General features: G+C 54.4%; 22 protein-coding genes. 8 read left to right on the plus strand and 14 right to left on the minus strand.

Going from position 1 to position 26,249, the window contains the following annotated elements:
* Positions 1-94 precede the first annotated feature (94 nt).
* The 4 genes from AC01YT_RS04800 to AC01YT_RS04815 all read left to right on the plus strand — a co-directional run bounded on the left by AC01YT_RS04800 (position 95) and on the right by AC01YT_RS04815 (position 4,008).
* Positions 95-1,624: a radical SAM protein gene (locus AC01YT_RS04800; protein ID WP_476673183.1), complete on the plus strand. Its 1,530-nt coding sequence runs from the start codon at positions 95-97 to the stop codon at positions 1,622-1,624.
* Positions 1,621-2,046, plus strand: coding sequence for a hypothetical protein (locus AC01YT_RS04805; protein ID WP_476673185.1), 426 nt, complete (start codon positions 1,621-1,623; stop codon positions 2,044-2,046). Before AC01YT_RS04800 ends, AC01YT_RS04805 begins: the two co-directional genes overlap by 4 nt.
* Positions 2,043-3,521, plus strand: a complete 1,479-nt coding sequence (locus AC01YT_RS04810; protein ID WP_424912815.1) for a glycerol-3-phosphate acyltransferase — start codon at positions 2,043-2,045, stop codon at positions 3,519-3,521. The genes AC01YT_RS04805 and AC01YT_RS04810 overlap by 4 nt, the downstream gene beginning before the upstream one ends.
* Before the next feature lie 85 nt (positions 3,522-3,606).
* The gene (locus AC01YT_RS04815) at positions 3,607-4,008 is read left to right on the plus strand and encodes a bacteriohemerythrin (RefSeq protein ID WP_476673187.1); all 402 of its coding nucleotides are present in this window, start codon (positions 3,607-3,609) and stop codon (positions 4,006-4,008) included.
* Between the two features lie 50 nt (positions 4,009-4,058).
* Here AC01YT_RS04815 and AC01YT_RS04820 read toward each other — a convergent pair whose 3' ends face one another.
* Positions 4,059-4,376 (minus strand): hypothetical protein, encoded by a 318-nt coding sequence (locus tag AC01YT_RS04820; RefSeq protein ID WP_476673189.1) that lies wholly within the window; start codon positions 4,374-4,376, stop codon positions 4,059-4,061.
* Between the two features lie 85 nt (positions 4,377-4,461).
* Here AC01YT_RS04820 and AC01YT_RS04825 point away from each other — a divergent pair, with 85 nt between their 5' ends.
* Positions 4,462-5,364: a histone deacetylase family protein gene (locus AC01YT_RS04825; protein ID WP_476673191.1), complete on the plus strand. Its 903-nt coding sequence runs from the start codon at positions 4,462-4,464 to the stop codon at positions 5,362-5,364.
* 2 nt (positions 5,365-5,366) lie between these two features.
* On the opposite strand, the gene AC01YT_RS04830 is transcribed toward AC01YT_RS04825, so the two are convergent.
* The 6 genes from AC01YT_RS04830 to AC01YT_RS04855 all read right to left on the minus strand — a co-directional run bounded on the left by AC01YT_RS04830 (position 5,367) and on the right by AC01YT_RS04855 (position 15,713).
* Complete coding sequence (locus tag AC01YT_RS04830; protein WP_476673193.1) at positions 5,367-5,771, minus strand: MFS transporter; 405 nt, start codon at positions 5,769-5,771, stop codon at positions 5,367-5,369.
* Positions 5,756-6,691, minus strand: a complete 936-nt coding sequence (locus AC01YT_RS04835; protein ID WP_476673195.1) for an MFS transporter — start codon at positions 6,689-6,691, stop codon at positions 5,756-5,758. Before AC01YT_RS04835 ends, AC01YT_RS04830 begins: the two co-directional genes overlap by 16 nt.
* A 68-nt stretch (positions 6,692-6,759) precedes the next feature.
* On the minus strand, positions 6,760-7,545 hold the full coding sequence (locus tag AC01YT_RS04840; protein WP_476673197.1) for an alpha/beta fold hydrolase: 786 nt from the start codon (positions 7,543-7,545) through the stop codon (positions 6,760-6,762).
* Positions 7,542-7,928, minus strand: coding sequence for a response regulator transcription factor (locus AC01YT_RS04845; RefSeq protein WP_476673199.1), 387 nt, complete (start codon positions 7,926-7,928; stop codon positions 7,542-7,544). Before AC01YT_RS04845 ends, AC01YT_RS04840 begins: the two co-directional genes overlap by 4 nt.
* A 9-nt stretch (positions 7,929-7,937) precedes the next feature.
* A complete protein-coding gene (locus AC01YT_RS04850; protein ID WP_476673200.1) occupies positions 7,938-14,795 on the minus strand; it encodes a GAF domain-containing protein in 6,858 nt (2,285 codons plus the stop codon).
* Positions 14,796-14,810: 15 nt separating this feature from the next.
* The gene (locus AC01YT_RS04855; RefSeq protein ID WP_476673202.1) at positions 14,811-15,713 is read right to left on the minus strand and encodes a response regulator; all 903 of its coding nucleotides are present in this window, start codon (positions 15,711-15,713) and stop codon (positions 14,811-14,813) included.
* Positions 15,714-15,964: 251 nt separating this feature from the next.
* Between AC01YT_RS04855 and AC01YT_RS04860 the strand changes: the two genes are divergently transcribed.
* Together AC01YT_RS04860 and AC01YT_RS04865 are read left to right on the plus strand one after the other, a co-directional pair.
* On the plus strand, positions 15,965-17,101 hold the full coding sequence (locus AC01YT_RS04860; RefSeq protein ID WP_476673204.1) for a hypothetical protein: 1,137 nt from the start codon (positions 15,965-15,967) through the stop codon (positions 17,099-17,101).
* A 78-nt stretch (positions 17,102-17,179) separates the two neighbouring features.
* Positions 17,180-18,139: a hypothetical protein gene (locus AC01YT_RS04865; protein WP_476673206.1), complete on the plus strand. Its 960-nt coding sequence runs from the start codon at positions 17,180-17,182 to the stop codon at positions 18,137-18,139.
* 66 nt (positions 18,140-18,205) lie between these two features.
* Here AC01YT_RS04865 and hisD read toward each other — a convergent pair whose 3' ends face one another.
* A complete protein-coding gene (gene hisD / locus AC01YT_RS04870) occupies positions 18,206-19,546 on the minus strand; it encodes a histidinol dehydrogenase (RefSeq protein ID WP_476673208.1) in 1,341 nt (446 codons plus the stop codon).
* Between the two features lie 249 nt (positions 19,547-19,795).
* Between hisD and AC01YT_RS04875 the strand changes: the two genes are divergently transcribed.
* On the plus strand, positions 19,796-20,224 hold the full coding sequence (locus AC01YT_RS04875; RefSeq protein WP_476673210.1) for a GNAT family N-acetyltransferase: 429 nt from the start codon (positions 19,796-19,798) through the stop codon (positions 20,222-20,224).
* A 7-nt stretch (positions 20,225-20,231) separates the two neighbouring features.
* Here the strand turns inward: AC01YT_RS04875 and AC01YT_RS04880 are convergent, their stop codons facing one another.
* From AC01YT_RS04880 to AC01YT_RS04905, 6 genes are all read right to left on the minus strand, one after another.
* Positions 20,232-21,269, minus strand: coding sequence for an SIS domain-containing protein (locus AC01YT_RS04880; protein WP_476673212.1), 1,038 nt, complete (start codon positions 21,267-21,269; stop codon positions 20,232-20,234).
* Positions 21,270-21,275: 6 nt separating this feature from the next.
* Positions 21,276-22,241 carry an ROK family protein gene (locus AC01YT_RS04885; protein ID WP_476673214.1) on the minus strand — a complete coding sequence of 322 codons (966 nt, stop codon included), beginning with the start codon at positions 22,239-22,241 and terminating at the stop codon, positions 21,276-21,278.
* Positions 22,238-23,098 (minus strand): carbohydrate ABC transporter permease, encoded by an 861-nt coding sequence (locus AC01YT_RS04890; RefSeq protein ID WP_476673216.1) that lies wholly within the window; start codon positions 23,096-23,098, stop codon positions 22,238-22,240. The genes AC01YT_RS04885 and AC01YT_RS04890 overlap by 4 nt, the downstream gene beginning before the upstream one ends.
* Positions 23,095-24,015 carry a carbohydrate ABC transporter permease gene (locus AC01YT_RS04895; protein ID WP_476673218.1) on the minus strand — a complete coding sequence of 307 codons (921 nt, stop codon included), beginning with the start codon at positions 24,013-24,015 and terminating at the stop codon, positions 23,095-23,097. Before AC01YT_RS04895 ends, AC01YT_RS04890 begins: the two co-directional genes overlap by 4 nt.
* Before the next feature lie 71 nt (positions 24,016-24,086).
* Complete coding sequence (locus AC01YT_RS04900) at positions 24,087-25,391, minus strand: ABC transporter substrate-binding protein (RefSeq protein ID WP_476673220.1); 1,305 nt, start codon at positions 25,389-25,391, stop codon at positions 24,087-24,089.
* 58 nt (positions 25,392-25,449) lie between these two features.
* On the minus strand, positions 25,450-26,190 hold the full coding sequence (locus AC01YT_RS04905) for a GntR family transcriptional regulator (RefSeq protein ID WP_476673222.1): 741 nt from the start codon (positions 26,188-26,190) through the stop codon (positions 25,450-25,452).
* Positions 26,191-26,249: the final 59 nt, after the last annotated feature.

Raw genomic sequence — 26,249 nt, forward strand, 5'->3', positions numbered from 1 at the left:
CGCTTAACACCCAAATAACACTTTTGATCCAATCCCCCATCCACAGATGGGGGTATTTTATATTTAGCATCTTGACCATCAACGGAGGTGATTCATGACGACAAAAACCTCAACCACAACTTCCTTCACGCCTTTGCGCCACCTTAGTCTGCTAACCAATCGAGTGGTGGAATTAGCTCCCTTACTGGCACGTAGCCAAACCACTCGTCATTGGATTGTGCGTACTATCGAGAGCCAAATTCATGAACAATTCAACGCCCAGCGGCTAGCCGGGAATGACTTGCCCAGCCTGATCGCCGATCAAGAAGCCTTTGCTCTGGCCCTATTACGGGTTGCAGAGCGTGCACTCACCGAGTACCACCTTTCCAAGGCCTGGCTGCAAGGGCTGTTCAACACGCTGATCCGGGATCTGTTTCTGGAAAAACAACGTCGTCACGAAGCCGCAAAAACCTTCCGCGCACAATATGGTTATGATCAACCCTCTTTCCTCACCATCAGCCCCTTCAAGGGGTGCAACCTACGTTGTGTGGGATGTTATGCCGATTCTGGCGCCAATTCCCAAAAATTGGAGTGGGAAATCGTAGACCGCCTGGTCACCGAAGCCGAAACACTGTGGGGAGCACAGTTTATTGTCATCAGCGGCGGCGAGCCTTTGGCATATCGTTCCCAAGGTAAGACCATCCTGGATCTAGCCGCTGCTCACCCTAAAACCTTCTTTTTGATGTACACCAACGGCACGTTGATCACCGACAAGGTCGCCCAACGCCTAAGTGAATTGGGTAACCTCACCCCGGCCATTTCGCTCGAAGGCTGGCGTGAGCAGACCGATCAACGCCGTGGTCACGGGGTCTTCGACAACGTCATGGCGGCTATGGACCGCCTCTATCAGGCTGGCGTCCCATTTGGGGTTTCGCTCACAGCAACGCGGCACAATGCCGAGATCATCCTCTCAGAAGAATTCATTGATTACATCTTCTTTGAGCGACACGCCCTCTACGGCTGGATTTTCCAGTACATGCCAATTGGGCGTTCTTTCACCCTGGATTTGATGCCCACCCCTCAGCAACGGTTGTGGATGTGGCAACAATCCTGGCGTCTCATCCGCGAAAAGCGCATCCTCTTGGCCGATTTCTGGAACCATGGCACGCTAGTCGGAGGGTGCATCTCCGCGGGAGGCTACGGCAAAGGCGGGTACTTTTACGTGGATTGGAATGGCAACGTCAGTCCATGCGTGTTTGTGCCGTATGCCGTGGTCAACATCAAGGACGTTTACGCGCGGGGCGACAATCTTAATGATGTGTACCGCGAACCGTTTTTTACCGGCATACGAAGATGGCAGGCGAGTTACCAGCATCAGAACCTTCTCGCCCCGTGCCTGATTCGTGATCATCATGATGTCCTGCGTCGGCTCATCAAAGAACACGAGCCCGAACCCAGTGATGAGAATGCCCGTGCTGCTCTACTTGACCCCTCCTATGCAGAGGGTTTAATGAATTACGCGCGAACGTACCAGGAAATGGCTGATCGTGTTTGGCAGCACACCTATATCGAAGGCCATACGCCAGAAACTACGGATATCCTAAACGCTCAACCCCACGTTCCGGAGGTGATTTCAACCCCATGACGCCCGGTTTCCTGGGTTATCGCTGGCTACGCCGGTTATTTAGCACTTCATCCCCCTCCACCCGCGGGTGGTTGCGGAGCATTCGCCTGCAGGTGGAAAACCTGTCCATATATCGTACCCTCTTTACCGAGGGATTGGGATTGCCGTTGGTCCCCACCTCCTCAGACCAACAGGTCGTATTTTCGCTTGGAGAAGGTCTGGACTTAATTCTGCAAGATGCTTCAGCCCCATCTCATACCGAAATCGAACTCACGTTTGAAGTTCCCAACCTTGAATCTGCTCGAACCCATCTGCGACACAACAGCTATAATAATTTAGAGGAGCACGAAGGGGATGATTGCTGGTGCCACCCCCAAAGCAAAATTGTCGTGCGGTTGAAGCCCATGGCCAATAAGTCCTTGGGTGAGGGAGAGGGACAATGACATGTGTGTGGGTGGTACTTACAGGCTACCTAATCGGCTCACTATCGGGGGCTATTTTGGTCAGCCGCTGGTGGAGCGGGCGGGATATCCGCACCTTAGGTGACGCCAACGCCGGTACCGCCAATGTTGCCCGTCACTTAGGGATTAAACCGGCGGCCTTCGTGGCGATTGTGGATATTGCCAAGGGAAGCCTTGCTATCCTGGTGGCACGCGCTTCGCTTGCACCCGAGGTTTGCACGGTATTTGCCGGTGTTGCTGCTGTGTTGGGCCATCGTTTCCCTCTCTACTTCCGCTTCCGCGGCGGCCGCGGGCTGGCCACCACTTTAGGTGTGTTGCTCGCCCTCACCCCCAAGCAAACGCTGATGGCTCTTCCGCTTTATGGGATGATTTACCTGGGCAGCGGTGGTAGTGGCATCCTAGCCACCTTACTGGGGTTTCCGGTGCTCATGTTGCTCATTTACTGGGATGGCTATGATCCCTGGATCATCGCCACGCCGATAATCCTCGCTTTCACCACCGCCGTATGTTCCCTACCCGAAATCTTCGCACATTGGCGTCAGACCCGCAATGCGCGTCGCTTGCTCTATGAACTACTCCATCCCCGCATCACTCCCCTACCCAAAGCCACCACAGTGGTGCTCACCGACAGCGTGGCGTCGTTGCCCCCCGACCTTTGCCAACGCGAAGGCATCCATATATTGCCTATGGCGCTTATCTTGCCCCAGGGGGTTGCCCGCGATGGGCTCGATGTGGATACCCGCGATTATTACCAGCGTTTACGCAGCGACGGTCTACTGCCGAAGACTTCTGCCCCCGCACCCGGAGAATATCTGCAAGCTATCCGCCAGGCGGTTGGCTCAGACCAAACGGCTCTGATTCTAACTCCCCCGGCAGAGCTCACCCAATGTTTCTTCAGTGCCAGCCTGGCTGCCCAAATGGCAGCCGAAGAAGGTTTGCAGGCTCGCGTGGTGGACACACGCCTGGCCGGACCAGCGCAAGGGTTGCTGGCACTTGCCGCAGCCAGGATCGCCGCCAGCGGTGCCAGTGCCGAGCAGATCATTGATACCTTGCCCGCCCTGATCCCCCGCATTGGCATCATTGGCGTCCTGGATACTCTCAACTTCATCGCTCACAGTGGTCGGGTTAGTGTGATTACCCCTCTTTTAGAATCGGCGCTTCGCCTGTATCCGGTGCTCTCCCTCTATCAGGGGCATATCCGCATGGAAAGCGTTGAACGCACCCGCCGCAGAGCCATTGAGCGTATGGTTGACTGGATGCAAAAACATTTGGGCGGAAAAACTGTGGCTCTTATCTGTTTTCACGCCGATGCCTTGGAAGAGGGCGAGATGCTTTATCAACGCCTTGTTGAACTCCTCCAACCCTATGAGCATTACTTAACGGAATTGACACCCGTGATTGGAGCCCACGCTGGTCCAGGTGTCCTGGGTGCTGCTTGGTGGCAGGAGGGCGAATAAGTTAAATTAACCTCTACTTTATGGAATGCGAACAGATTTTGGCGATAATTTATTTGAAGATAGAAGAATCAGGGAGAGCAAAATAATGTTTGAGTGGAACTCCATCTACAGTATTGGGGTAGCACAGTATGACGAACAGCACAAACGCCTGTTCGCCATTGCCCAGAAACTCTATGAGGCAATGAGCGCCGGCCAAGGTCGTGCCGTTCTAAACGACATCTTTGATGAATTGGTAGAGTATACCCGCAGCCATTTTGCCTCTGAAGAAGCACTAATGGTGCGCTACGGCTATCCTGATTACGCCATCCACCATCAGCAACATGAAGAATTGACCCAGCAGGTACTGGAGTTACGGGAAGAGTACCGCAGTGGCCAAATCGCCCTCTCCATTACAGTCATGAATTTTCTCAAAGATTGGCTGCGAAACCATATCTACGATAGTGATAAGCGGTATGGACAATTTTTAAACGCCAAAGGCGTGCGCTAATATCACACGCCTTTGGTTCATTCAGTTTCGGAACATCTACTGAGACCATTCTAAGGGGTGTTTCCGCGCTCACGTTCAAGCAAGAGGCGGGTGGCGCGGGTGTTTTCTTCCACCGCGATCAATAGATCCAGCACTTCTCCAATGCCATAGAGAAACACCGCACTGATCGCGCCCCAAAGCAGGATCCACAGGCTGCTCAACACCCCCAAGCCACGCATCATGAAACGCCAATCGCCCGGACCAAGCATGCGGGCCGCCCCGCCAACCAAAGCCGCCACCGCCGCAATCAGGGCTATCAGAAAAACAATCACCCCCAAAACCTTAAAGATAATTCCAATCACACGCAAAGCCCCAAAACGCTTCTCCATAGGTTTGACACCTCCATAACTAGGGATAGACGTTCGCTGTTCAAGTAACTATAATCCCTTCAGTCATGGCTGCCAAGGGTTAATCATGCACGTCTTATACTCGGACCATTACGAGTTTCCCCTTCCCTCAGGGCATCGCTTCCCGGCGGAAAAATACCGCCTGCTGCGCGAGGCCCTGCTTCAGCAAGGCATTATCCCCCCCACAAGGTTCCATCCGGCGGAACCGATTCCGCTGGACCTGCTGGCTTTGGCCCACACCCCCTCCTATATCCAGGCGGTCTTAGAAGGCACTCTCTCACCCCAAATTGAACGCCAAATTGGATTGCCCTGGAGCCCCGAACTTGCTTGGCGCTCATTATTGAGTGTCGGAGGCACCTGGCAAGCGGCTCAACACGCCTTGCGCGATGGTATTAGCGGAAACCTGGCCGGCGGAACTCACCACGCCCTGGCCGACCAGGGAATGGGATTTTGCGTGTTTAACGATGTGGCGGTTACAGCGATGGCCTTGCTCGAGCACGGGTGGGTGCACCGGATTGCGGTGGTAGACCTGGATGTGCACCAAGGCAACGGCACTGCTGCCATCCTGGGGCCATACTCACAAATATTCACCCTCAGCCTGCACGGAGAAAAGAACTACCCTTTTCGCAAGGTGCCTTCTACCCTCGATATCGGTTTACCTGACCATTGCGATGATGCTACCTACTTGGCTGCACTGGACGAGGGCTTAAAAGCCGTGCTGAGCTTTCGCCCTCAAATCGTACTTTACCTCGCCGGCGCAGATCCTCTTGCTGCGGATCGCTTAGGACGTTTGGACTTAACGCTGGAAGGGTTAGCCCGACGCGACCGCATGGTGCTAGATGCCTGTTCGGCACACCACATCCCGGTGGTCTTGGTCATGGCCGGGGGTTATGCGCAACCGATTGAGCTCACGGTTGAGGCCCACCTCCAAACCTATGTTTTGGCACGAAATATCATGGGCATGGCGTAAGATTACCTCAGTTGCCGTAGGGTTGGACGGTATAGGGCCACCAGCCCACTAAACAGCAGTGAAACTAACGCGCCTATCCCAATCGCGGCAGGAGCGCCGACACGGTCTGCCATCAGTCCAGCCTGTAAGCCGCCCAAACGCATCATCCCTTGAACGGTCATCGAATAGACGGCCATTACCCGCCCGCGAAAGGCATCTGGGGTATGCAATTGAAGTAGGGTATTCGCCAATGCATTTTGGAGGACGAAGAACCACCCGACTAAAAACATCAAACCCAATGAGAGTATAAACGTTCGTGAAAAGGAGAAAGCAATCAGCGCACTTGGGAAACCAAGGCTACCTAAGGTTAGCCACATTCCCCGGCGAGTACGCCCCGGGAACGACGAAACTGTCAGTGCCGCCAGCACCGCCCCACCCCCACAGCTGTCAACAGCAACCCCAGCGGCAATGCCTCAGGCGCACGGCACGAAAAGGCACCCAGAGGCCCTTCACACATGGCTGCTATGATTGGACGAGCGCTTTCCAACAATATTCGCTGGGCAAAAACTGGCATCAAGGTAGTATAAGGCATGGAAAGTAAAGCGCTTAAAGCCACGATGGCGATGAGTAAACGGGGGACTTCCTGCCCTAAGGCGAAGCGCAGACCCTGCCATAGGTACTTCCCATCTTGCGCGCCCGAAGGATCTGCTTCTGGGATGGGCAAATCCCGCATAGCCAACAAACTGGCGATAACCGCTATAAACGTCAATCCATTAATCAAAAACGCGGTTGCCTCACCCGTTGTCGCCACCAGGCCACCCGCCAACGCCGGACCCACGGTGCGGGCCAGGTTGAACATGGCTGAGTTTAGGCCAATGGCATTGGTAAGATCCTCTTTGCCTTCCACCAACTCCACAGTCATCGCTTGGCGCGCTGGCATATCCACGGCGTTAGCGGCTCCCAGGATAAAAGCCAACACATACACATGCCCGATACGAATCCAACCGCTCCAGGTTAGTCCGGCTAGGATGAACGCCTGCACCATCATCACGAATTGTGCTATCAACACCACTTGGCGCTTGGACAAACGATCCGCAACCGCCCCTCCCCAGAGCGAAAACGGCACCAATGGAATCAAGGCCACAAAACTAACCATGCCTAGCGCCGCCGCTGAGCCAGTCAGACGATAGACCAACACCTGCTGGGCAACTGATTGCATCCAGGTGCCGATCAACGAGATGGACTGCCCTGTAAACCAGAGGCGATAATTCCGATGGCGTAAAGCCCGAAACGTGCAATAAAAAACCCGCTGCACGCGATCTCGGTGACGTAGTGCCGTTATGGTCATTGCGGTACCCCAGGTTCAAAGCAGGCTCAATTCGCCCCAAAATATCACGGCGTTGCCAAGGTGTTCCTTCAGCGCACCCGCCGCTTCCATTCCTCTTTGAGTTGTAATTGGCGCGGACTCTCCCCGGACGGAAGGGCCAAAAAATCATTGGTCAAGCGGTTAAATTTGCTACTATCATCCAACATCGGAAAATGCCCCGCATTCTCAAAGTAGACCAGGTGCATGTTCTCGGGCATTAAATTAATCTGCTCATTTGAAGCTGGCTCGATCAAAGGATCATCCAATCCATAGACCAGCAAGCAAGGCAAACGGAACTCTTGCCAGAGGCTCACCAGATTTAACTCCCTTAAATCATCCAATGAGGTGAGCACGGCTTGGGGATCGGTCTTAATCGCATCCGTCAACACGGGCTCAGTGAGAGGAGAGCCGCTGAGCAACCAGTGCGCCAAATCATCCGGGCTGGTGTTCCGCAGCCGATGACTGACCTGATCCCGGCCCAATGGCAGGCTAGCCGCCATTAGACGATCCACTGCCTCGGGATAGCGCGCCGCAAAGCGCATTCCAACCAAAGCCCCTAGTCCATGCCCAATGAGTGCAATTTTGAGAATCCCGATTTTCTCCATAAAAGCGACCAGGAGTTCAACCTGATCATCCAACCGATAGCGCCGGTTCTTGGCCGTGTCCCCAAAACCCCATAAATCCAGCGCATAGGCGCGATAATTCAATGAAACCGCCTGCATCATCGGAATCCAATAACGCCACGAACCTACCCAGCCATGCAGAAAGATGACCGGGCGGCCTCGCCCCAGGACTTCATAATGCACAATGGCGTCTTCCAGCAGGATCGCGCTCATGTTCCCATCGTTGGTGGATGTCTCTCCAACAATTCGCGCACGCGCCGGGTCAGTTCATCCGGAGCGAATGGCTTAAGCAGATAATCGGTTGCCCCGGCAGCCAGCCCGGCTTGAATCTCAGATTCTTGACCTTTGGCCGAGAGAAAAACTACAGGGATGTCTTTCAGCACCGGGTCGGCCTTGAGGGCCTGGCAGGCCTGATAGCCGTCCATGCGCGGCATGCGCACATCCATAAGAATTAAAGACGGGTGAAGCTGCGCCGCCACCTGCACGGCTTCTTCGCCGTTGCTCACGGTTGTAACCTCATACCCGGCAAAGCGCAGGGTAAATGCAATGAGTTCCCGGATATCACGTTCGTCTTCAGCCACTAGGATGTGGGTCATTGGATTCCCTCAACGCTCCGCAATCGGTAAAGTAAATGAGAAGGTGCTCCCCTCTCCCGGAATACCACTGCTGGTGAACCAGATTCGTCCACCCTGCATCTCGACCAGGATTTTCGCCAGAGCTAACCCTAACCCGGTGCCGGCTTTCGCCATCACCAAGGGGTTATTACCGCGGTAGAAACGCTCAAAAATGCGCGGTTGATCTTCAATAGGGATGCCAATCCCGGTATCTCGCACATCCACTTGCACCTCGTGTTCGCTTATGGGGTAAACTCTGAGCATGATGCGCCCCTGATCCGGGGTGTAATGATAACTGTTGGACAGCAGGCTTTCCACAATTTGGCGCACCCGTTCCCGGTCGCCATAAACTGGCGGTAAAGTGGGCGCCAGATCGAGTTCAAAAATCAGGTTACGGGATTCTTCCCGAGCGCGCGCCTGCATCGCCTGCAAACCCTCTCTCACCACTTTGGCCAAGTCAAAAGCCGCCCGATTGAGTTCCACGCGCCCAGCCTCAATGCGCGAAACATCCAGCAGGTCATTCACCACTCGAATCAGGCGCTCTGCATTCTCTTTGACGATGCGCAGGAATCGTTGTTGAGATTCGGTAATGGTGCCCGCCGCCCCCATCAGCATGACATCCACATAGCCTTTAATCGCAGTGAGAGGAGTACGCAATTCGTGACTAACATTAGCCAGGAATTCTGACTTTAGACGATCCACCTGTACCTGATACGTCACATCACGGAAAATCGAAACCGTGCCCAGGAAGTGATCACGCCAGAAGACCGGGGCAACGTGTATGGCCACCACCCGCTGGTCTTCCAGCACCATTTGACCGGCAAACGTTTCGCTGGCATCCGCCGCCTCGGCCTGCTCCGACCAACGTTGAATCGTCTGCACCCAGGCATGGCCAGCTTCACCAAAAAGACCGCTAAAACGCTCTAGGGACTGATTGAGCACCAGGTTTGCCTGCAAGCCCAATATACGCTCCGCCGAAGCGTTAAACAGCGTAATACGCAGATCAGCACCAGTCACCATGACCCCATCAGCCACAGCTTCGAGAATTGCCCGCGAGCGACTGGCTTCAATCTGCTGTTCGCGCACCATCTGCCCCAAACTCTCTGCCTGATCGCGGATCAGCCCAAAGAGTTCAGCATTGCTCAGGGTGATGCTCATCTGGCGCGCAATGGCCTGGGCTAAATGGAGGTGCATTTCCCGAAAGTATCCTGGTTGACGGTGAATTAGGAACAGTGAACCAAGCACCTCTTCACCCAAAATCAGAGGCACGCTCAAAACGGCCTGCACGCCAATAGCGCGTAAAACGTTGGTCTCCCCATCCTCGCTTGCGCCAAGATTATCCCAATACAGAGGCAAGCGTTGGTTCACCACACGCTGGTGTAGCGGTTTGACGGCCTCAATTAGGGCTTTCGGCTCCAGGTCCAAATCAGGCACCATACGCAGGAAACTCTCACCTTGCATCAACTGCACCAGGCTGACCTCCACATCGAGGGCCTGATTGAGCACCTCTAGGGCCCGGGTCAACACCTGATGGATATCCAGGCTGGCCGAGAGTTCTGTGATCACACGCAAGAGAGTTTGCGTCTCCAGGTTCGCCTGTTGCAGTTCGGCCGTACGCAAGGCGACTCGTTGCTCTAGATCCTCTTTGAGGGCACGGGTTTCGGCAAACAAGCGGGCGTTTTGCAAAGCTACCGCGGCTTGATTACAGATCGTTCGCGCCAGTTCCAATTCTGGCGAGGCAAAGCGATGCTCCTGAGCATAAGTCAACACGACCCACCCCTGCATCACCTGAACACTCGCCAGGGGCACCATGATGAGAGAGCGCATTGTTGCCAGTGTCGGCCATGCGCGAACCAACTCAATCATCTCCATCTCGCCGTGAATGTCCCCCACAATATAAATCCCGCGCGTTTCCTGCAAGCGTTCAAAGAGCGCGAGGTCGGGTAAGGGTTGAGGTAATGTTGCTTCCCCCGGCGGGGTAAGTATAGCCAAAGAGACTTTTCCCTCCTCCCAAATCAGCACCGCCGCCATGTCGGCGCCCAACGCATCTCGTAAGCGTTGCATGGTTAGGCTCAGGATGTGCGCCGAATCCAAGGAAGCCCCTAATTCATTTGATAGGTTATACAGCAGTGCCAAACGTTCTGAACGTTGGTCTAGTTCCACGGCGCGCCGCCAGCTATCTTCTAGCAGGCGCGCCTTCGCCAACGCCAACGCCGCTTGGCTGGCAAAGGTTGCCCCCACCTGCACATCTTCAGAGGAGTAATAACCCGCTTCAGCCTTCTCCAAAGCCAATACACCGATAAAGTCGGCCTGAACCAGAAGAGGCAATCCCAACCAACATAAACGCTCCGGCTCCAGAAGGCTCGGAAAGCGTTCGTCTCGACGAATATCTGCCACTAAAATTGGCTGCCCCTGCTCGCGCATCGCCTGGAATAGACGGCTATCTTCCAGACGCACTTCCAAACCCACGCGTTGCTCATGATCAGCAAAACCCTGTGCCGCGATCAAGCGCAAAACATCACCCTCGCGTAGCCAGAGAGCAGCAGTATCATATGTGATCACGTCTCCCAATGCGTTCATCAGAGCCGAGGTTGCCTCTTCTTCAGTGAGACTGGCCGAGAGACGTGCCGAAGCCTGAGTGAGCGCCTGAAGTTGCTCTAAACGCCGCCCCGCCGCCTGGAACAGACGGGCATTTTCCAAAGCCAGAAGCGTTTGCTGTGCCAGGGAATGAGCTAACGTCTGATGCTCCGGGGTAAAAACCGCATTTTGGCTGAAATTCTCAACAACCAGCACCCCTAACACTCGCTCTCCGCTACCTAAAGGTAACACCAGCGTGGATAATGGTAGTTTTCCCTGGTTGGCATGCCGATAGAGCAACAAATCCTCCCCGCTCAAGGCATAATCTCGGACAAAGTTAACCTCATCAATACACACCACTTGCCCCTGCTGAAAGGCTTGGGCCAGGATGGTATCATTTTGATATTCAACCGCAAAGCGAATCTGCCTTAAGGCGGTCTCATCAGCATAACCACACGCTGCGCGAGGGATTAACACCTCATTCCGCGGCTCCCATAGAGCCACCCAAGCCGCCTCGGCTTCTGGAATGACCTCCAATACAGTTGTACATAGTGCCTGCAGTAAATCGGCTTCGCTTAGACTCCCCAATTTTCGGCTGTAATCCAAGAGCAAGTTAACCTCATGCAGACGACGACGCGCTCCTTCCAATAGTTCAAGATTTTGCAACGTAATGCTAATCTGGCGCGAGAATTGGGTGTAAAAGCCAATATCCTCTCCCTCGAAGGGTGGCAATGGATGATCTATCAACACCAACACCCCTATTCGGCGCCCCGCGCTAGGCTCAAATACCAGGGTTAGAAAAGCTTGTGCCCCCCACCCCTGCAATAGTGGACTATTTTGCCACGCCGGTTCCTCGTGAACATCTGTTACCATTAATGGCGTTCCTTCGTTCAAAGCCTGAAGGAGAGGATTGCGCTGGCCCAACAGGGCTTGCGGATTCAAATTTGGTGGTTGAGTACCAATAACCTCCCATAAGTGAGGGCCAGAAGGGCGCTGTTCGGCAATTAAGGCCGCCATTCCCTCTAATCGCTCCAACCACTGGCAGGCAACACTACGCAATACGCCCTCAACACTGCTCTGACGAGAAGCCTCTTCCACAACCGCAAAGCCCTCGCGCACGCGCTGCCAGCGCAGGCTCTCGCGCCGACGCGTTTCTTCAATTTGCAGTTCCTCATAATGAGCCAGGCGTTGTTGCAAATCTTGAAGATGGCGATGACGAGCAATGACCAGTGCGGCCTGGGCGGCGAAAAGGCTTAAGGCATCTAAAGCCGCTCGATCCGGACGGCGACCATCGCTGGGATCATCCACACTGATTAAGCCCAACGGCTGGCCTGTGTCATCATAGAGCGGCGCCAAAAGCAAATCATCCGGGTGCCACATATCTTCCACTACGGGTAACCCATCCTCAGGGCGCATAACATTGACCCAGTGAATAGAGTCGGGCAAGACTGGGGTTCGATCTGCCGGGATGTAGTAAAGTGTATCTAAACGAAACTCAGGACGGAGCACTGCCTCCAACGCCGACCAAGGCAAGGTGCGCTGACGAACTTCTTCCCACTGCTCTGGGGTAAGTCCACGGCTAATCTTGCGCACCAAATGCGCTTCCTCAGGATCATAGACGCTGATCAGCACCGCACGGAAAGGCGTGGCTTGCGTAATCGCCCGTGCAATTGCTGCCAATGCATCTTCCAGGGATTGATCGGGCCAGAGAAACGACGAGACTCGATAAAGTTCGGCAAAGGTTTCCAATTGCCGCCGCACCAACTCACTGCGTTGCACCTGTTCTTCATATTGCAAGGCATTTGAGAGAACTACGCTGGCCTGTGCGGCCAACGATTGCACGACCTCAGTGACGGCGGATCCAAAATGATTAACCTGGCGGGCATGTAAATGGATCAAACCGGCTGGATATTGGCGATAGAAGATGGGCACAATCAACAGTGAAGTTATTCCCTCATGGAGAAGAGCAACCGTATCTGAGGAGATTTCTTCCCCATTTACATTAACTGGCAGTCCGGTTTGCAGTGCCTGTCGCTCCAATGCCCCCAGTTCCGTTGGCATTGGTTCACCCAAGTTCAAGCGTAACGGCCATTTGTTCCCCTGAGATGCCCGCTGTAAATCAAACAGCATCAGACTACCACAGTCAGCGCGCGTGATGCGCAAGGCTTCCTCATAAACAATTTCCATCAAGTGCTCAAGGTCGAGTGATGTACTCAGTTCGCGTGTAATGCGATTGAGAGCAGTCAACTGCTCCAGCCGCTGGCGTAGGGTCTCATCGGTTTGAGCCCGCAGAGTGGCCTGCTCAACGACACCAGCCAACTGCCCCGCTGCCGTAAACATCAGTTGAAGATCCGCATGATCAAACTGCTCAGGACGCCGACTACCCACCCAGATTTCACCAATCCCTTCATTGCGCACCACCAGAGGCACAACCACTACCGACTCGATCTCCCAAGTCTGGCGTAGATGTTGATAGTAAGGGATTAAGGTAGTTTCAAAGGATAAGCGACCGCTGTGGAGTGCATCTTGACTGCCCGTTACGGTAAAAGGAAACTGCGGATCATCTACCAACAAGCGCGGGATCATCCCTCCATCTTGTACAACTTCGCCGAAATATGAAAAGCGGTGTAATTCGAGTGCTGTGCGGCTGGTGTTAAGCAAAAAGATAGCAGCGCAATCGGCGCGAAGTAGACGCACTAGTTCTTGCAAGGAATACTTCAAAATCTCATCCAGCGTCGCTGCAGAACTGGCCAAACTGGCAATCCGACGCAACGCCTCAGCACGTTGCGCTCGTTGACGGCTCTGCTGAACGAGAGTGGCATTTTCAATTATTGGTGCCGCTTGATTGGCAATAATCATCATTAAACGAATTTCATCCTGGGTGAACATTCCTCCGTTGAGGCGGTTGGACGCCTGCATATATCCTAAGATCCGACCCACCGAAGCCAACGGCAACAGTACGGTCTCACGCAACCCAGCCGCCACCGCTAAATGGTGCAATCCTAATTCGTGCCAGCGTGAATCCTCCACAGCATTTTCGGTAATCAGAACATCTTGCTCCAGCAAAGCCCTCTCCAGGGGGGAATTCGCCCCGACCGGCACTCGATACATGTCCAAGAATTCAGGTGGTAGCCCAATAAATGGCGCCTGGGCTTCCAAACGCCGCGTATTTTCATTGAACACCAGAAATCCCAAGATGTTGACCGGAAGCAAGGGGAGAATGCTGTTGATCAACCGCTCAAAAAGTTCCTGGGGATCGCGCACCGACCCAAACACCTGAGCAAACTGCGCCAGCCCGGCCAGCTCTGTCGCTCGCCGCTGTTCCTGGCGATAAAGCAAGGCATGATGAATGGCAATTGCCGCCTGTCCTGAAATTAGCCTCAGTAATTCAAGATCCGGGGGCTGAAAATGATCTGGCGTGAGAGAACCTAGTTCCAGCGTCCCAATTAGTTCTTTGCCAACAATCAGCGGCACCCCCATATAAGAACGTAGAGGGTAAGACTGCCGATCAATGGCCTGGTGCAAGTCAGAACGTTCCTCGACCCGTGAGAGAAGAAGAGGACGCCGGGTGCGCGCCAAATAGCCAGAATAGCCCTCATCCAGAGCGTAGCCGCGAGGCACCCGCTCCAAACGATGTCCTGCCAGGCGCCGATAAGGCCACAGCACGCCTGCTTCTGCATCCCACAGAGTAATTTCCCAAATATCGGCCGGTAGCAAGCGCTCCAGGCTGTCCAGAACGGCTTGTAAAGTCTCATTTAAGTCCAGACTAGCCGCAATCGCCTGGGTGAGTTGTAAAAATGTTTGCAAAGTCTGGGCCGGCAGAGCCGATTTGCGCGTCAATTCACCGGCCAGGTTGGCTTCTCGCAACCATACCAGACGGTAGGCTTGCCCATCCAGAGGGGTAGCCAAAACACGCACCTCAACCGTGCGTCCCCCCAAGCTTACCAAATCTTGCCCACCATGGGCACACAGGCTTAGGAAAAGTTCTGGCGGGCGCACTTTGCGCACTAGCATTTCCAAGTTAGGATAAGCACCCGCAGGGAGATCAAACAACGTTCGGGCAGGCTCGTTCAACCAAGTTACTCGACCACCGGGTTGGATCACGATGACCGCCTCGTTCAGGCTGTCGGCATGCTCGTTTTCGCCCGCCCCAACAGGATTTGAAGCACATTTTGTTCCTGGCAACGTCCGCTTCAACCAACGCGTTGCCCCCCAGGCTACTGCGCCTACAATGACAAAGAGTAAGCCCCAAAACAAAGTCGCTAGTGACATGACCCGCCACACCGCCTATCCGGCGGCAAGCAGAGCATCGCGACGACGCTCTTCAGCCGCGACCTCAGTGATCTCGCGAATATCGGTAAATGAATGCGTTGCAGGGGTCACCACGCCAATAGCCAGGCTCATAAAGGGCGTCTTGACCATCTCGCCTGCCCGACTTGGCGCCAGGATATACCCCTGTTGGCGATCCATGAAGTTATAGTGGCTGAGCACAGCCTCGGCAAAGCGTTGTTTCAAGGCTTCTTTCAAGCGCGGGGCTACTTGGCTGGCCGTGAAGATGACAAAGTTATCTCCGCCTGCATGTCCAATGAAGTCATTGGGAGTCCCCACGGCATCTACCACTTCGCTCAGCAACATTGCCGTGAAACGCACCACATCGTTGGCCGCAATCAAGCCGTAAACATCGCGGAAGGCATCAAAGTAGTTGATGCGAATATCCATGAACGCCCAATCAGGTTGGCGAATGACTTTGCGCAGTTGATCCTCGATCAGACGTCCAGACGGCAAGCCCGACTGCGGGTCGGTAAGGCTCTCGCGCTCTGCCCGCGCCAGGGCGTTTTGTACCCGAAGTTTAAGTTCCTCGATATCAAACGGCTTGGTAATGTAATCATCCGCTCCCAATTCTAGGCCCTTGAGTTTATCACTACGTTCGTCTTTTTGGGTCAGAAAGAGAATGGGAATGTGACTGGTGCGGATGTTGGTACGTAAAGCACGGCACACCTCATAACCGTCAATATCAGGCAACATAATATCCAATACCAGCAAATGCGGCAGGCCCTGACGCGTTTTTTCTAACGCCTCACTGCCGCGCATCGCCACATCCACATCATACCCCTGGCTTTTGAAGAAAAGCCGGAGCATATTTGCAATATCTACATCATCTTCCACTATGAGTAATCGGGCTTTGCTCATTCCGCCTCCTTAATAGGTGCTTGCTCCAGGTTATAAGCGCACCAGGGATTACGATTCCCGCCTGCTCTCCACAGCGCCTGAACCGGTTGCTTAAATCTTATGTGAAAGATAATATTCTGACAATAGTCTGCCTGCCGTTTTGACCTGAATTTGAGTTTACAAAATGGTAAGCCCTATATTGATATAATGCCGTTTACCTCGTCATTTCCTGCCACTCCGTGGCCTGGTTCTTGCAACCTGACAGGTACATGATGCCGTCTTCTACAGAAAACCCGATTCAACGCTTGAAGGGGCTTGCTCTGATTGTTTTTTTACTCAGCTTTTTCGTGTTTGCGCCGCTGACTCAGCCCATCCCGTCCCAAGCCCAAAGCGCAAGCGCCACGTCGCGCCTCTTTTTACCCGTGATCTACCGCGACTACCAACCCACACCGTTATATGCCACCAGTTACTACATTCAAGATGAAACTCCCGCCCACATATATGACCTAGGGTGTGCCCTGGGGCGTCGTGATCGTGCCCTCCCTGGCGCCCAGGACAGCCTGGTGGTGTTGAATTTCGGTCAGGGGTGGTTTGATGGTGGAGATCTTAACAAACCCGGCGCCGGCCTTTTCAGTCCCTATTGGCACTATGTGCCGATCAGCGCCATCGAAGCCGCCGTCAAAGCCTACATCCAGGGCTACTGGGTTTGCAGTGCTGAGGATCAAGAATCGCAGGTAATGGTTGCCATTGGGACAAATAACTACGGCGGCTATGGTTCTAACACCACCAATCAGAGCACCCGCCGCACCTATGCCTATGAACACGGCAAAGCCTGGGCCCAAATGATAGTTCGCCTCATCCAATGGGTATGGGACAGTGGCTACAGCCGGCAGGTGAGCGTCGCCGGTGCTATAGATATCGAATGGGACTCTCAACTTACCGGTTGGAACACCCCGTATGTTACGTATGGGTGGGTAAGCGGGTTTGACAACTATGATAATGAACAAGCCATTTATTACAACTTTGGTGCATGCGTTGGTTGTCCCACGCGTGTTAATCCCGATTGGGTTTATTCTTCAACCAACCCCTGGACGCAATTTGACGTTTATTACGTCTCGTACGGTGCCCTACCCGCCTGGCCGTTGCCCGAAATCTATGCTACCAGCGGAGTTAATGCTCGGCAGTGGCAAGCCATCAGCCTCTACGGCGCGATTCATCTCGGTCGGCCGATGGAATTCGCAGGAGTGATGACACAGTACCAAGCCTGTCAACAGCGTGGTGGCTGTTCCGGGATCAATAACACCCCTGAATCTGGATGGAAGCAACTCTTCGACACCTTGAATGCCGATCCGCTTACCCGCCAACCTATCTTGCGTTGGATCACCGATATTTGCTGGCAGATTCGATAAAACCCAGCACATAAAAATGGCGTAAAAAACCGCTGTCTAGGCATTGCACTTGCGATTAAATTCGCTATAATGAAAAATATGCGGGGAGTTTCACGCTATGCCGCAGCTTTAGTCTTACTACTCTACCTGGCGATACTGACCAGCAGTGGGTATGCCCAAACGCCAATGCCCGAGTTTGAGTATCTCAATGGGCATGTGGTACGGGGGGTGTTTCTGGCACAATATCGCAGCGTCGCCGATCCCCTCCGCCTGTATGGGTATCCCATCACGGGCGAATTTCAGATGCTCACCGAGCACGGCTGGGGTACGGTGCAGTACTTCCAGCGCGCCCGTTTTGATCTTATCCTCGAGCCTAACGGGGTAGAACGGGTTAAGGTTGCTAATCTAGGTAGTTTGCTCTATGCGGGGCCGGGTCCCCTGGCACCCGTGCCCACCGATCCACTGGCTTGCCGCCGCTTTGAGAATGGCAAATCCGTTTGTTATGCCTTCCGTCAGTTCTACGATGCAAATGACGGCCTGACCAATTTCGGCTTGCCCATCTCCGATTTGGAAATCGCCGAGCGGCGCTACGTTCAATACTTTGAACGGGCCCGCTTTGAGTGGTGGCCTGAAAACCCACCTGGCGAACGGGTTGTCCTGACCGACTTAGGCAAACGTCATTTCGATCTAATCGTCCGTGATCCCGAACTCACCCGCCCCGAACTCCCACCCAGCGCTATAATCGCCCAATTGATCCCCCACGTCCAGGCCTTTGTGACACAAGCGTTGATCCCTTCTGGCGACCAGCAGACACTTTACGTGATCGTGCGCGATCAGTATAACCGCCCCATCGCCAACGCCAATGTTTCGATGACCTTGATCGGGCCAGAGGGGCTACGATTGACCTACCGCGCCGCCGAGACCAATGCCGACGGCATCACTCAACTGACGTTCTTCGCCGGACGTTTTGAACCGCAAACCGTGATCACATTAAAGGTCAACGTGCAAGTGTTGGGTCAGGAAACCGAAACCCAAACCTGGTATCGCATCTGGTACTGAACAACCAAAGGATCAAAACATCCCCCCACCCGCTAACACCGATGGGGGGAGGCTCTATTTGTTTGCTCAAGGATTGACTGTTGCGGCACGCAAATCGGCGGCACGCGCATGGGCTTCTAATCCTTCGGCGCGCGCCAATTGTGCCGAAACCCGCCCCACCTCTGCGGCAGTACGTGGATCTAGTGCTACCAGGCTAATCAGACGCACAAAATCCCACACACTTAACGGCGAAGCAAAACGCGCCGATCCTCCGGTCGGCATAACGTGACTGGGACCGGCAGCATAATCGCCCAGAACCTCATACGAATGGTCACCTACAAAAATTCCCCCCGCGGACTCAATTTTCTCCACCCAGCGCCAGGGATCGGCCACTACCAGATTCAAGTGCTCAGGCGCATACGCATTAGAAAGTGCGATTGCTTCCTCCAAGTCGCGGGTTAGCACAATACCCGAACGCCCAACCAAAGAAAGCGCCAGAATGTCTTTCCGCGGCAGTTGGGCCACCTGGCGCGTTACTGCCTGCTGCACCTGATACGCCAGGGTTTCGCTGGGGGTTAACAAAATGGCTGCCGCCAGAACATCGTGCTCTGCCTGCGCCAGCAAGTCCGCCGCTACCCATTCGGGATTGGCGGTTTCATCCGCAATCACTACCGTTTCGGTTGGGCCAGCCAAACCATCAATCCCCACCACACCAAAAACCTGCTGTTTAGCCAAGGTAACAAATAGATTGCCCGGCCCAACAATTTTATCTACTCGTGGGATGGTTTCGGTGCCATAGGCCAGCGCCGCAATCGCTTGCGCCCCACCTAGTACATACACCTCGCTAACACCGGCAATTGCCGCCGCTGCCAGAATGACGTCCGCTGGGCGGTCGCTCCCGCGCTGAGGTGGAGTGACCAACACAATTTCGCGCACCCCGGCCACCCGCGCCGGAATGGCGCTCATCAGCACCGTAGAGGGTAGGGGTGCCAAGCCACCCGGGACATAAATTCCCACCCGTCGCAAAGAACGCACCAGTTGTCCTAACGTGCCGCCTAAATCTTGCGTGATCCACGAGGTCAGGGGTTGGCGACGGTGAAACGCCTCGATTCGTTCTGCTGCGGTTTCCAACGCCCCCCGGAGATCAGAGGAAAGATGAGCAAGGGCTTTTTGAAGTTCCGTTGGTGGTAAACGAAAATCCAAGGCAGTCCACCCATCAAGGTGCTGGCTCCAACGCCGTAAAGCCGCATCACCACCTGTACGCACATCGGCCAGGATGCGCGCCACTGCCTGAGCCGGCGTCAACGGTTCTCCGAAAAGTGCCTGGATCCGTTCACGCACTGCAGCAGGAACGTCCTGCACATCCGGCGGTTGGCGCTGTAACAGAGTCTTTCGTGCTGTCTCAGGATCATAGATGCGTAGATTCATGGCTCCTCCATCCAAGTAAAATAACAAAACCCCCGCCGGTTGCGGGGGTGGTTCTCGGTCAACATCGTGGTCGTTCAGGAAATGGGCAGTGCCACCCGCTCCGGCTAGGGAGATAAGACGTGATGATGACGATGATGGTTATAAGCACTTCGTGAGAGCATGCCCCAAGTGTAGCATGGGCCACCTCCACCCGTCAAGTTTCTAGGGTAAAATTCACAGGGTCCAAGACTCCCATCCCGTGAGGACAACATGCAAATCGAAATTGCACGTACTGTAACCGATGATATGGTTGAAGCCTTTGCACGTCTGATTCCCCAACTCTCCAGTTCCAGCCTGCCCCCTACGCGTCAAGAACTCGAAGAGATGGTCAACTCGAACGCCAGCATCCTCTTCCTTGCCCGTGATGAGGACGGGCAAATTGTCGGCACCCTGACCCTCGTGGTTTTTCGCATCCCCACCGGGCGCCGTGCCTGGATTGAAGACGTGGTCGTGGATGAGGCCGCACGCGGTCGCGGCATTGGCGAAGCGCTGACACGGGCAGCCCTCGAACACGCGGCGCAGTTAGGGGTCAAAACCGTAGATTTGACCTCCCGTCCCTCGCGTGAAGCCGCTAACCGCCTTTACCAGAAAATTGGTTTCGTGCGCCGCGAGACCAATCTATATCGCTACACGCTTTAAACCCGCTTCATTCGCGCGTGGTTACTTTACCGATATACCTGAATTGACCCGGTTCACGCCCACTGGCTTCGGCCAGAACAACCGAAAGGGCTTGAACCGGCAGGATCTCCAACAGAGGTAGCGCAAGTTCTGGTACCGAGGGCAAGGGCACCCAGGTTAATCCCTCAACCGGCTGCGTGCCAACCCAAGTGACTTCGCCGCCGTACTGCTTGATCTCCAGACCCAGCGTACGGTTGAGTTCCACGGTTGGCTGCGCACCGCCGAAAAGCCACACCGCGATGCCCGGCTCAACGATCTCCAACGGGCCATGTCGGAACTGCGCTGCGCCCATCCCCTCGGCGGCGAATTTCGCCGCTTCCTTGAGCACTAAGGCGCCTTCTTGAGCGCTGGCGAAGGAGGCTCCACGTCCTAAAAGGAAAAGATGGCTCAACCGTTCGGTCATTTCGCGGATCATATCCAGATGGTGAGACCACGCCTTAAGATAATCCGCCATGGCCATCTGCCCTTGCCATAGTGCCTCTTTGCAGGCGGAAACCGGTTCATCCCGTAGCACCGCCGCTGCCAGTAAGGTCACGGCGAGGGTATTGATATAAGTTCGGGTCGAAACCATATGCTCGGCCCCCGCATGCAACGGAAGGACTATCTCTGCTGTCTTTCCCAGAGTGCTAGACGGATTATTCGTGACCCCAATCAGAAGTTTAGGGCGTTTCGATGCCAATCGTTCTAGCAAGCGATGAACTTCTGCGCTTTCCCCCGATTGTGAGATTACCCACAACAGGGTGCGTGAATTCACTTGATCCAGGGCATAGTGCAGCAATTCCGCCGTATCCCATAATATTACCGGCAGATCTAAGCCACACAACCTCAGCCAGGCCGGATAAGCCCCATAATATGAGGCGCCCATGCCGGTCAAAATAATGCGATCACATTGGCTGGTGGTGATCACTTGGCGAACGACCTCTAATGCCCGCGGGTCAAAATTTTCCAAAGCATCCTTCAACCCTTCCGATTGGGACAGAATATCCTTCACGTAAGGCAACATCATTCGTAACTATCCCTCCATAATCAGTTTCGAAGCCGCGTAGGCCGCTCCCACAACCCCGGCTTGTCCTCCCAAGCGTGCTGTCTCTATTCGCACCGATTGCAAAGGAGCGACGACGCTATGCTGTTGAATAACCTGATGAAGATAAGGCGCAAAAACCGGGTAGGAACGCATTACCCCACCCCCCAGGATGACTACATCGGGTAGGTAAGCAATCATGAGATTGACCATGCCCAATCCCAGGTAGAAGGCCGTTTCCTCAATGACCTGCTGTGCCAGGGCATCACCCGCCTGAGCCGCAGCCACTACCAACCGCGCGTCAATGGCTTCCAAATTGCCCTGAGTCAATTCCACCATCAGGGTAGACGTGTCACGGGCTAAGGACTGCGCGCGGCGCGCAATCGCTGGACCGGAAGCCAGGCTTTCCCAACAACCATGCGCACCACAATAACACAACGGCCCCCTTGGGTCTACCACGATGTGCCCGGCCTCGGGATGGGCCCCTTCCACCCCACGATAGATCTCACCACGATACACAAACGCGGTACCAATCCCTGTCCCCACGGTTACCATGAGCACCCGCTCATGATCCCGCCCAGCTCCCACCCACGCCTCACCCAGAGCTGCCGCATCGGCATCATTTTCTAGAGCCACCAGCACCCCAAACCGTTCCTGCAACAACTGGACAACCGGCACATCTTCCCAGGTAGGCAAAGTGTAGGGGTTTTGAATGCTACCACGTTGGCGATCTATCGGTCCAGTGGCACCCATCCCAATCGCCAGAGGCAAGACGGCTCCCACCGCGCCCAGAACTTGCTCGACAAGAGCGCTGATTCGCGCTAACCCAACCTGTGGCCCGCGTGTGGCTTCGATGGGTGCTTCGGCCCAGGCTAAGACGTCACCTTGTTGGTCAACGGCTCCCACCCGCACATTCGTGCCCCCCAGATCAATGCCAATTAACACCCCGGTTTTCATCCCTTTACCGCTCCTGCAGAAAGCCCGCTAACGATATAACGTTGGAAGACGAGCGCCAGTAGCACCGGCGGTAGCGCCGCCAACACCCCACCGGTCATCATCGCCGTGATATCTACGGCATAGCGCCCGGTAAATTCAGCAATGGCTACCGGCACCGTTTTCGCTGCGATGGTGCTGGTAAAGATCAAGGCAAAGAAAAATTCGTCCCACGCCAACAGGAAAGTGAACAACGCCGTTGAAACAATCCCCGGTGCCGCCACCGGCAAGACCACCCGAAACAGCGTTCCCAGGCGAGAACTGCCGTCAATCAGGGCCGCATCTTCCAATTCCCGCGGAACGCTCTCAAAAAAGGTGCTCAGCATCCAGATAGCAAAGGGAAGTGCAAAGGAGAGATAGGTAATGATTAACACAATGGGCTTGTTAAGCAGTGCCAGGCGAGCGGCGATGATATACAGTGGCACAACCAGCGAAATCTCGGGCACCATGCGCACCCCTAGAATGCTCATAAACAAGGCATTGCGAAACGGCAATCGCAACCGGGCCAAAGCGTAGCCGGCCAACGAACCCGTCACCAGGCAGATCAGCGTGGTTGAACTAGCCACAATGAAGGAATTGCGCAACGTCACACTGAAGGTTCGCGCCACCTCTGAGACAGCGGTACCCGGGATCAGGATATCCCGATAATTTTTAAGGGTAGGATGCTCAGGGATCCAGTGCGGCGGCACCGCGAGCAATTCTGCCCGCGTAGATATTGAGGAAAGCACCAGCCAGGCAATCGGTGCATAGATGAACAGCAACACCAATGTCATCAAGCCCAGCAGGATTGCCGTTGACACCACTCGTCGCCACCGCTTCATCCTTGCACCTCCGGGCGGTAGAGCAACCGAATGTACGCTAATGCCATAACCAGGGTAAAAAGTGTAATCAGGAATGACAATGCTGCACCGCTTCCCAGGTGACCATAAGAGAAAGATTCCAAATAGGTTAGATAAGAGATTGTTACCGTACCGAACGCTGGCCCGCCTTGCGTGATGACATAAATGATATCGAAAACACGGAAAGCTTCGACTGTGCGGACCACCAGTGCTACCAGGATGGCCGGGCGGAGCAGTGGCAGTCGGATGAACCAGAAACGCTGCCAGGCATTTGCCCCATCCACCGCCGCGGCCTCATCCAGTTCCAGGGGCAAGGTGGCCAACGCGGCCTGCAGAATCAGCGCAATGAAAGGCACACTATGCCAAATATCGGCCACGACGACTAAATTGAGCGCCCGCATCGGCTCGGTGAGCCAGGGACGGTACTTCTCAATTAATCCCAGGCTATAAAGTAAACCATTCAAAGCCCCATAATCCGCATTGTAGATCCAGCGCCACAGCGCGCCATTGACAATCGTGGGCACCGCCCAGGGAATGATCAGACTGGTGCGTAAAAATGCCCAGCCTGGCGGACGGGCGTGGATAAGTAATGCAATCCCCAATCCCAGTAACAACTCCACCCCCACTGAGACTACGGTAAAGTAAACCGTACGCCAGATGGCTTGCCAGAATTGGGCACTGCGCAAGAACGCCAGGTAATTACTCAGACCCACAAAATTCTGAGGGGAAGGATTCGAGAGCGGGGTATCGGTGAAACTCAGGACAAACGTAAACAAGATAGGAAATAATGTAATACCAAAGATCAATATCATCGCCGGCAAGAGGAACAAAATCCCCTCGCGGATCTCATACTGCAAGAGCGAATAGGATTTAGGCGGACGCAAGGTTGCTTGAGCCATGAACTCTACACCACCTTATAAATCTGGCAGGGGGAGTTTTCCCCCTGCCAGAGAAGGATGATTTAACAGCATTACTTGGATTGCAACTCGACCCACTTGGCCGCGGCGTCGTTGAGGGCTTGCGCGGGGGTCTTCTGTTTGGTTAGCGCCTCTTGCAGGGCTAATTGAAGCGCCTTAGAGCCTTCCAGGTAATACGGCACCTTGGGACGCACATGCGCATAGGGGAATTGCTCTTTGAACATCGGCACAGTCACCGGGGTGGCCGGGTTGAGCGCTTTCAGAGCTTCCAACGCCTCGCCCTCATAGTTGGCACTCCAAATCGGCAGCAGGTGGGCAGCATAACGCTTCTGCACGTCTTCACTGGTCAGGTACTTAACGTACTCCCACGCCGCCTCACGGTTAGGCGACTTGTCCACCACCGAGAAGCCCATCGAGCCATTGATGGTCGCACTCTTCAGGCCTTGTTGAGCCATGGATTGAAATACCGGTACCAGGCTCATCTTCACCTGGCCAACGACCTGGGATTCCTGTTCGTTCAACGCCGCCAGGTCATACATGTAGAGCCAGTTGAGGGCAAAGGCTGCCTTGCCCTGAGAGAAAACGTTGCGCACATCCTCTTCTACGTAGGATACCGAAGCCGGATTGGAGATACCTTCGTCAATCGTCTTGACCATCCACTCTAAAACCTGGACACCCTTCTCATCATTGAACGCTGGTTTGCCCTGATCGTCTACAAAGCGGCCACCATTGCCATAGAGCAAGGCCACGAAATCACAGATGGCAGCCTCAGCCTGCGCCCACGACCAGGCAATGGGATACTCAACCACCCCCTTTTCTTTAATCACTCGTGCCTGCTCCACCAGTTCTTCCCAGGTTGCAGGCGGATGGTCAAACCCGGCCTCTTTGAGGATCTTCTCGTTGTAGTAGAAGTATTTCGCATCCAGCAGCCAAGGCATACCGTAAATGCGCCCGTTTACCGTAGTGATGTCCCAAGCTGCAGCGAAGACCTTTTCTTTGGTCTGAGCATCAATTTTATCGGTCACATCCCACAGATAACCCGCCTTGGCGAATTCCGCATACCAGATATCATCCACCAGGATCACATCATAAGAAGGTGGGGTTGTAGCCATCGCGGTGACAATCTTATCGTGCAACGCATCATAGGAGACATATTCAATTTCGACTTTGATGTTCGGGTTCTTCTGGTTGAATTCATTCACGATCGCGTTCATTTCTTCGGGGGTTGGGCCGGCCTGCTGCATGGCGAGCACCTTGACCACCTTCGGGCCGGTCGCAGCTTGCCCCCCACAGCCAGCTAACGCCAGCACCAGAGCGACCAGAACCATCAACATCAGAAAACGACTTGAATTACGCATAGAACACCTCCCGACAAGATTTGGAATGGGTTGGATGAGATGAAGGCACTACCTGAGTTCAATTGCCGATGTACTGGCGGCCAACATAGAACGTGAACCGCTTGCCACAATAGATGGATTTTACAAACTCAATAATCTCAAAACGCTCAGTATAGGTTTGGCGGTAAGCGACCAGCACCGGCTCGCCGATTTTCATCCCCAGATGATGGGCTACTTCAGGCGAAGCAGCGCTAGCCTCGATTTCCGCCTCGGCCCAAGTTGGAAAAACACGATAGTGCTCCCGTAACACCGCATAAAGCGACGCATTGCTGAAATCAAACCGTTCTAGATCCGGGCATAACCGCACCGGTAGATAAGCAATCTCGAAAGCAACCGGTTGGTCATTCGCCAGGCGCACCCGCTGCAGACAATAAACCGGCTCTCCCACCTCCACACCTAACCGTTGGGCAACCCCTTCATCTGCTGGTAGACGACTGAAATCCACCACCCGCGAACTCGGTGTTAATCCACGGGCCCGGATATCATCGCTAAACGAACGAAAGCCTGAAATTTCACGAATGCGCGCCTGAGCAACGAACGTCCCTTTACCCTGACGCGAATAGATAATGCCTTGCTGGCTGAGATCCTTTAGAGCACGCCGGATCGTAATGCGGCTGACGCCAAACCGGCGCGAGAGTTCCGGTTCTGAGGGCAAACGATCCCCTGGTTTTAAGCGGCCCTGATGGATCTCTTCCAGAATTTGTTGTTCAATTTGATAGTACAGGGGAGTAAATGGTTGTGGATGGGGAATGATCATCATCACCTTCACAACAACAAGGGGTCTTAATCATTATAACGATATAACAAGTTAAATGCAAT

This window comes from Thermanaerothrix sp. (assembly GCF_056331585.1).

Excerpts from the sequence above, each read along its gene's own strand:
- AC01YT_RS04800 (WP_476673183.1), top strand. The coding sequence starts at position 95 with ATGACGACAAAAACCTCAACCACAACTTCCTTCACGCCTTTGCGCCAC.
- AC01YT_RS04905 (WP_476673222.1), bottom strand. The coding sequence starts at position 26,190 with ATGATGATCATTCCCCATCCACAACCATTTACTCCCCTGTACTATCAA.
- AC01YT_RS04895 (WP_476673218.1), bottom strand. The coding sequence starts at position 24,015 with ATGGCTCAAGCAACCTTGCGTCCGCCTAAATCCTATTCGCTCTTGCAG.
- AC01YT_RS04820 (WP_476673189.1), bottom strand. The coding sequence starts at position 4,376 with ATGGAGAAGCGTTTTGGGGCTTTGCGTGTGATTGGAATTATCTTTAAG.
- AC01YT_RS04805 (WP_476673185.1), top strand. The coding sequence starts at position 1,621 with ATGACGCCCGGTTTCCTGGGTTATCGCTGGCTACGCCGGTTATTTAGC.
- hisD (WP_476673208.1), bottom strand. The coding sequence starts at position 19,546 with ATGAATCTACGCATCTATGATCCTGAGACAGCACGAAAGACTCTGTTA.
- AC01YT_RS04900 (WP_476673220.1), bottom strand. The coding sequence starts at position 25,391 with ATGCGTAATTCAAGTCGTTTTCTGATGTTGATGGTTCTGGTCGCTCTG.
- AC01YT_RS04810 (WP_424912815.1), top strand. The coding sequence starts at position 2,043 with ATGACATGTGTGTGGGTGGTACTTACAGGCTACCTAATCGGCTCACTA.
- AC01YT_RS04885 (WP_476673214.1), bottom strand. The coding sequence starts at position 22,241 with ATGAAAACCGGGGTGTTAATTGGCATTGATCTGGGGGGCACGAATGTG.
- AC01YT_RS04860 (WP_476673204.1), top strand. The coding sequence starts at position 15,965 with ATGCCGTCTTCTACAGAAAACCCGATTCAACGCTTGAAGGGGCTTGCT.
- AC01YT_RS04850 (WP_476673200.1), bottom strand. The coding sequence starts at position 14,795 with ATGTCACTAGCGACTTTGTTTTGGGGCTTACTCTTTGTCATTGTAGGC.
- AC01YT_RS04815 (WP_476673187.1), top strand. The coding sequence starts at position 3,607 with ATGTTTGAGTGGAACTCCATCTACAGTATTGGGGTAGCACAGTATGAC.
- AC01YT_RS04880 (WP_476673212.1), bottom strand. The coding sequence starts at position 21,269 with ATGATGTTGCCTTACGTGAAGGATATTCTGTCCCAATCGGAAGGGTTG.
- AC01YT_RS04835 (WP_476673195.1), bottom strand. The coding sequence starts at position 6,691 with ATGACCATAACGGCACTACGTCACCGAGATCGCGTGCAGCGGGTTTTT.
- AC01YT_RS04825 (WP_476673191.1), top strand. The coding sequence starts at position 4,462 with ATGCACGTCTTATACTCGGACCATTACGAGTTTCCCCTTCCCTCAGGG.
- AC01YT_RS04845 (WP_476673199.1), bottom strand. The coding sequence starts at position 7,928 with ATGACCCACATCCTAGTGGCTGAAGACGAACGTGATATCCGGGAACTC.
- AC01YT_RS04875 (WP_476673210.1), top strand. The coding sequence starts at position 19,796 with ATGCAAATCGAAATTGCACGTACTGTAACCGATGATATGGTTGAAGCC.
- AC01YT_RS04840 (WP_476673197.1), bottom strand. The coding sequence starts at position 7,545 with ATGAGCGCGATCCTGCTGGAAGACGCCATTGTGCATTATGAAGTCCTG.
- AC01YT_RS04890 (WP_476673216.1), bottom strand. The coding sequence starts at position 23,098 with ATGAAGCGGTGGCGACGAGTGGTGTCAACGGCAATCCTGCTGGGCTTG.
- AC01YT_RS04865 (WP_476673206.1), top strand. The coding sequence starts at position 17,180 with ATGCGGGGAGTTTCACGCTATGCCGCAGCTTTAGTCTTACTACTCTAC.
- AC01YT_RS04855 (WP_476673202.1), bottom strand. The coding sequence starts at position 15,713 with ATGAGCAAAGCCCGATTACTCATAGTGGAAGATGATGTAGATATTGCA.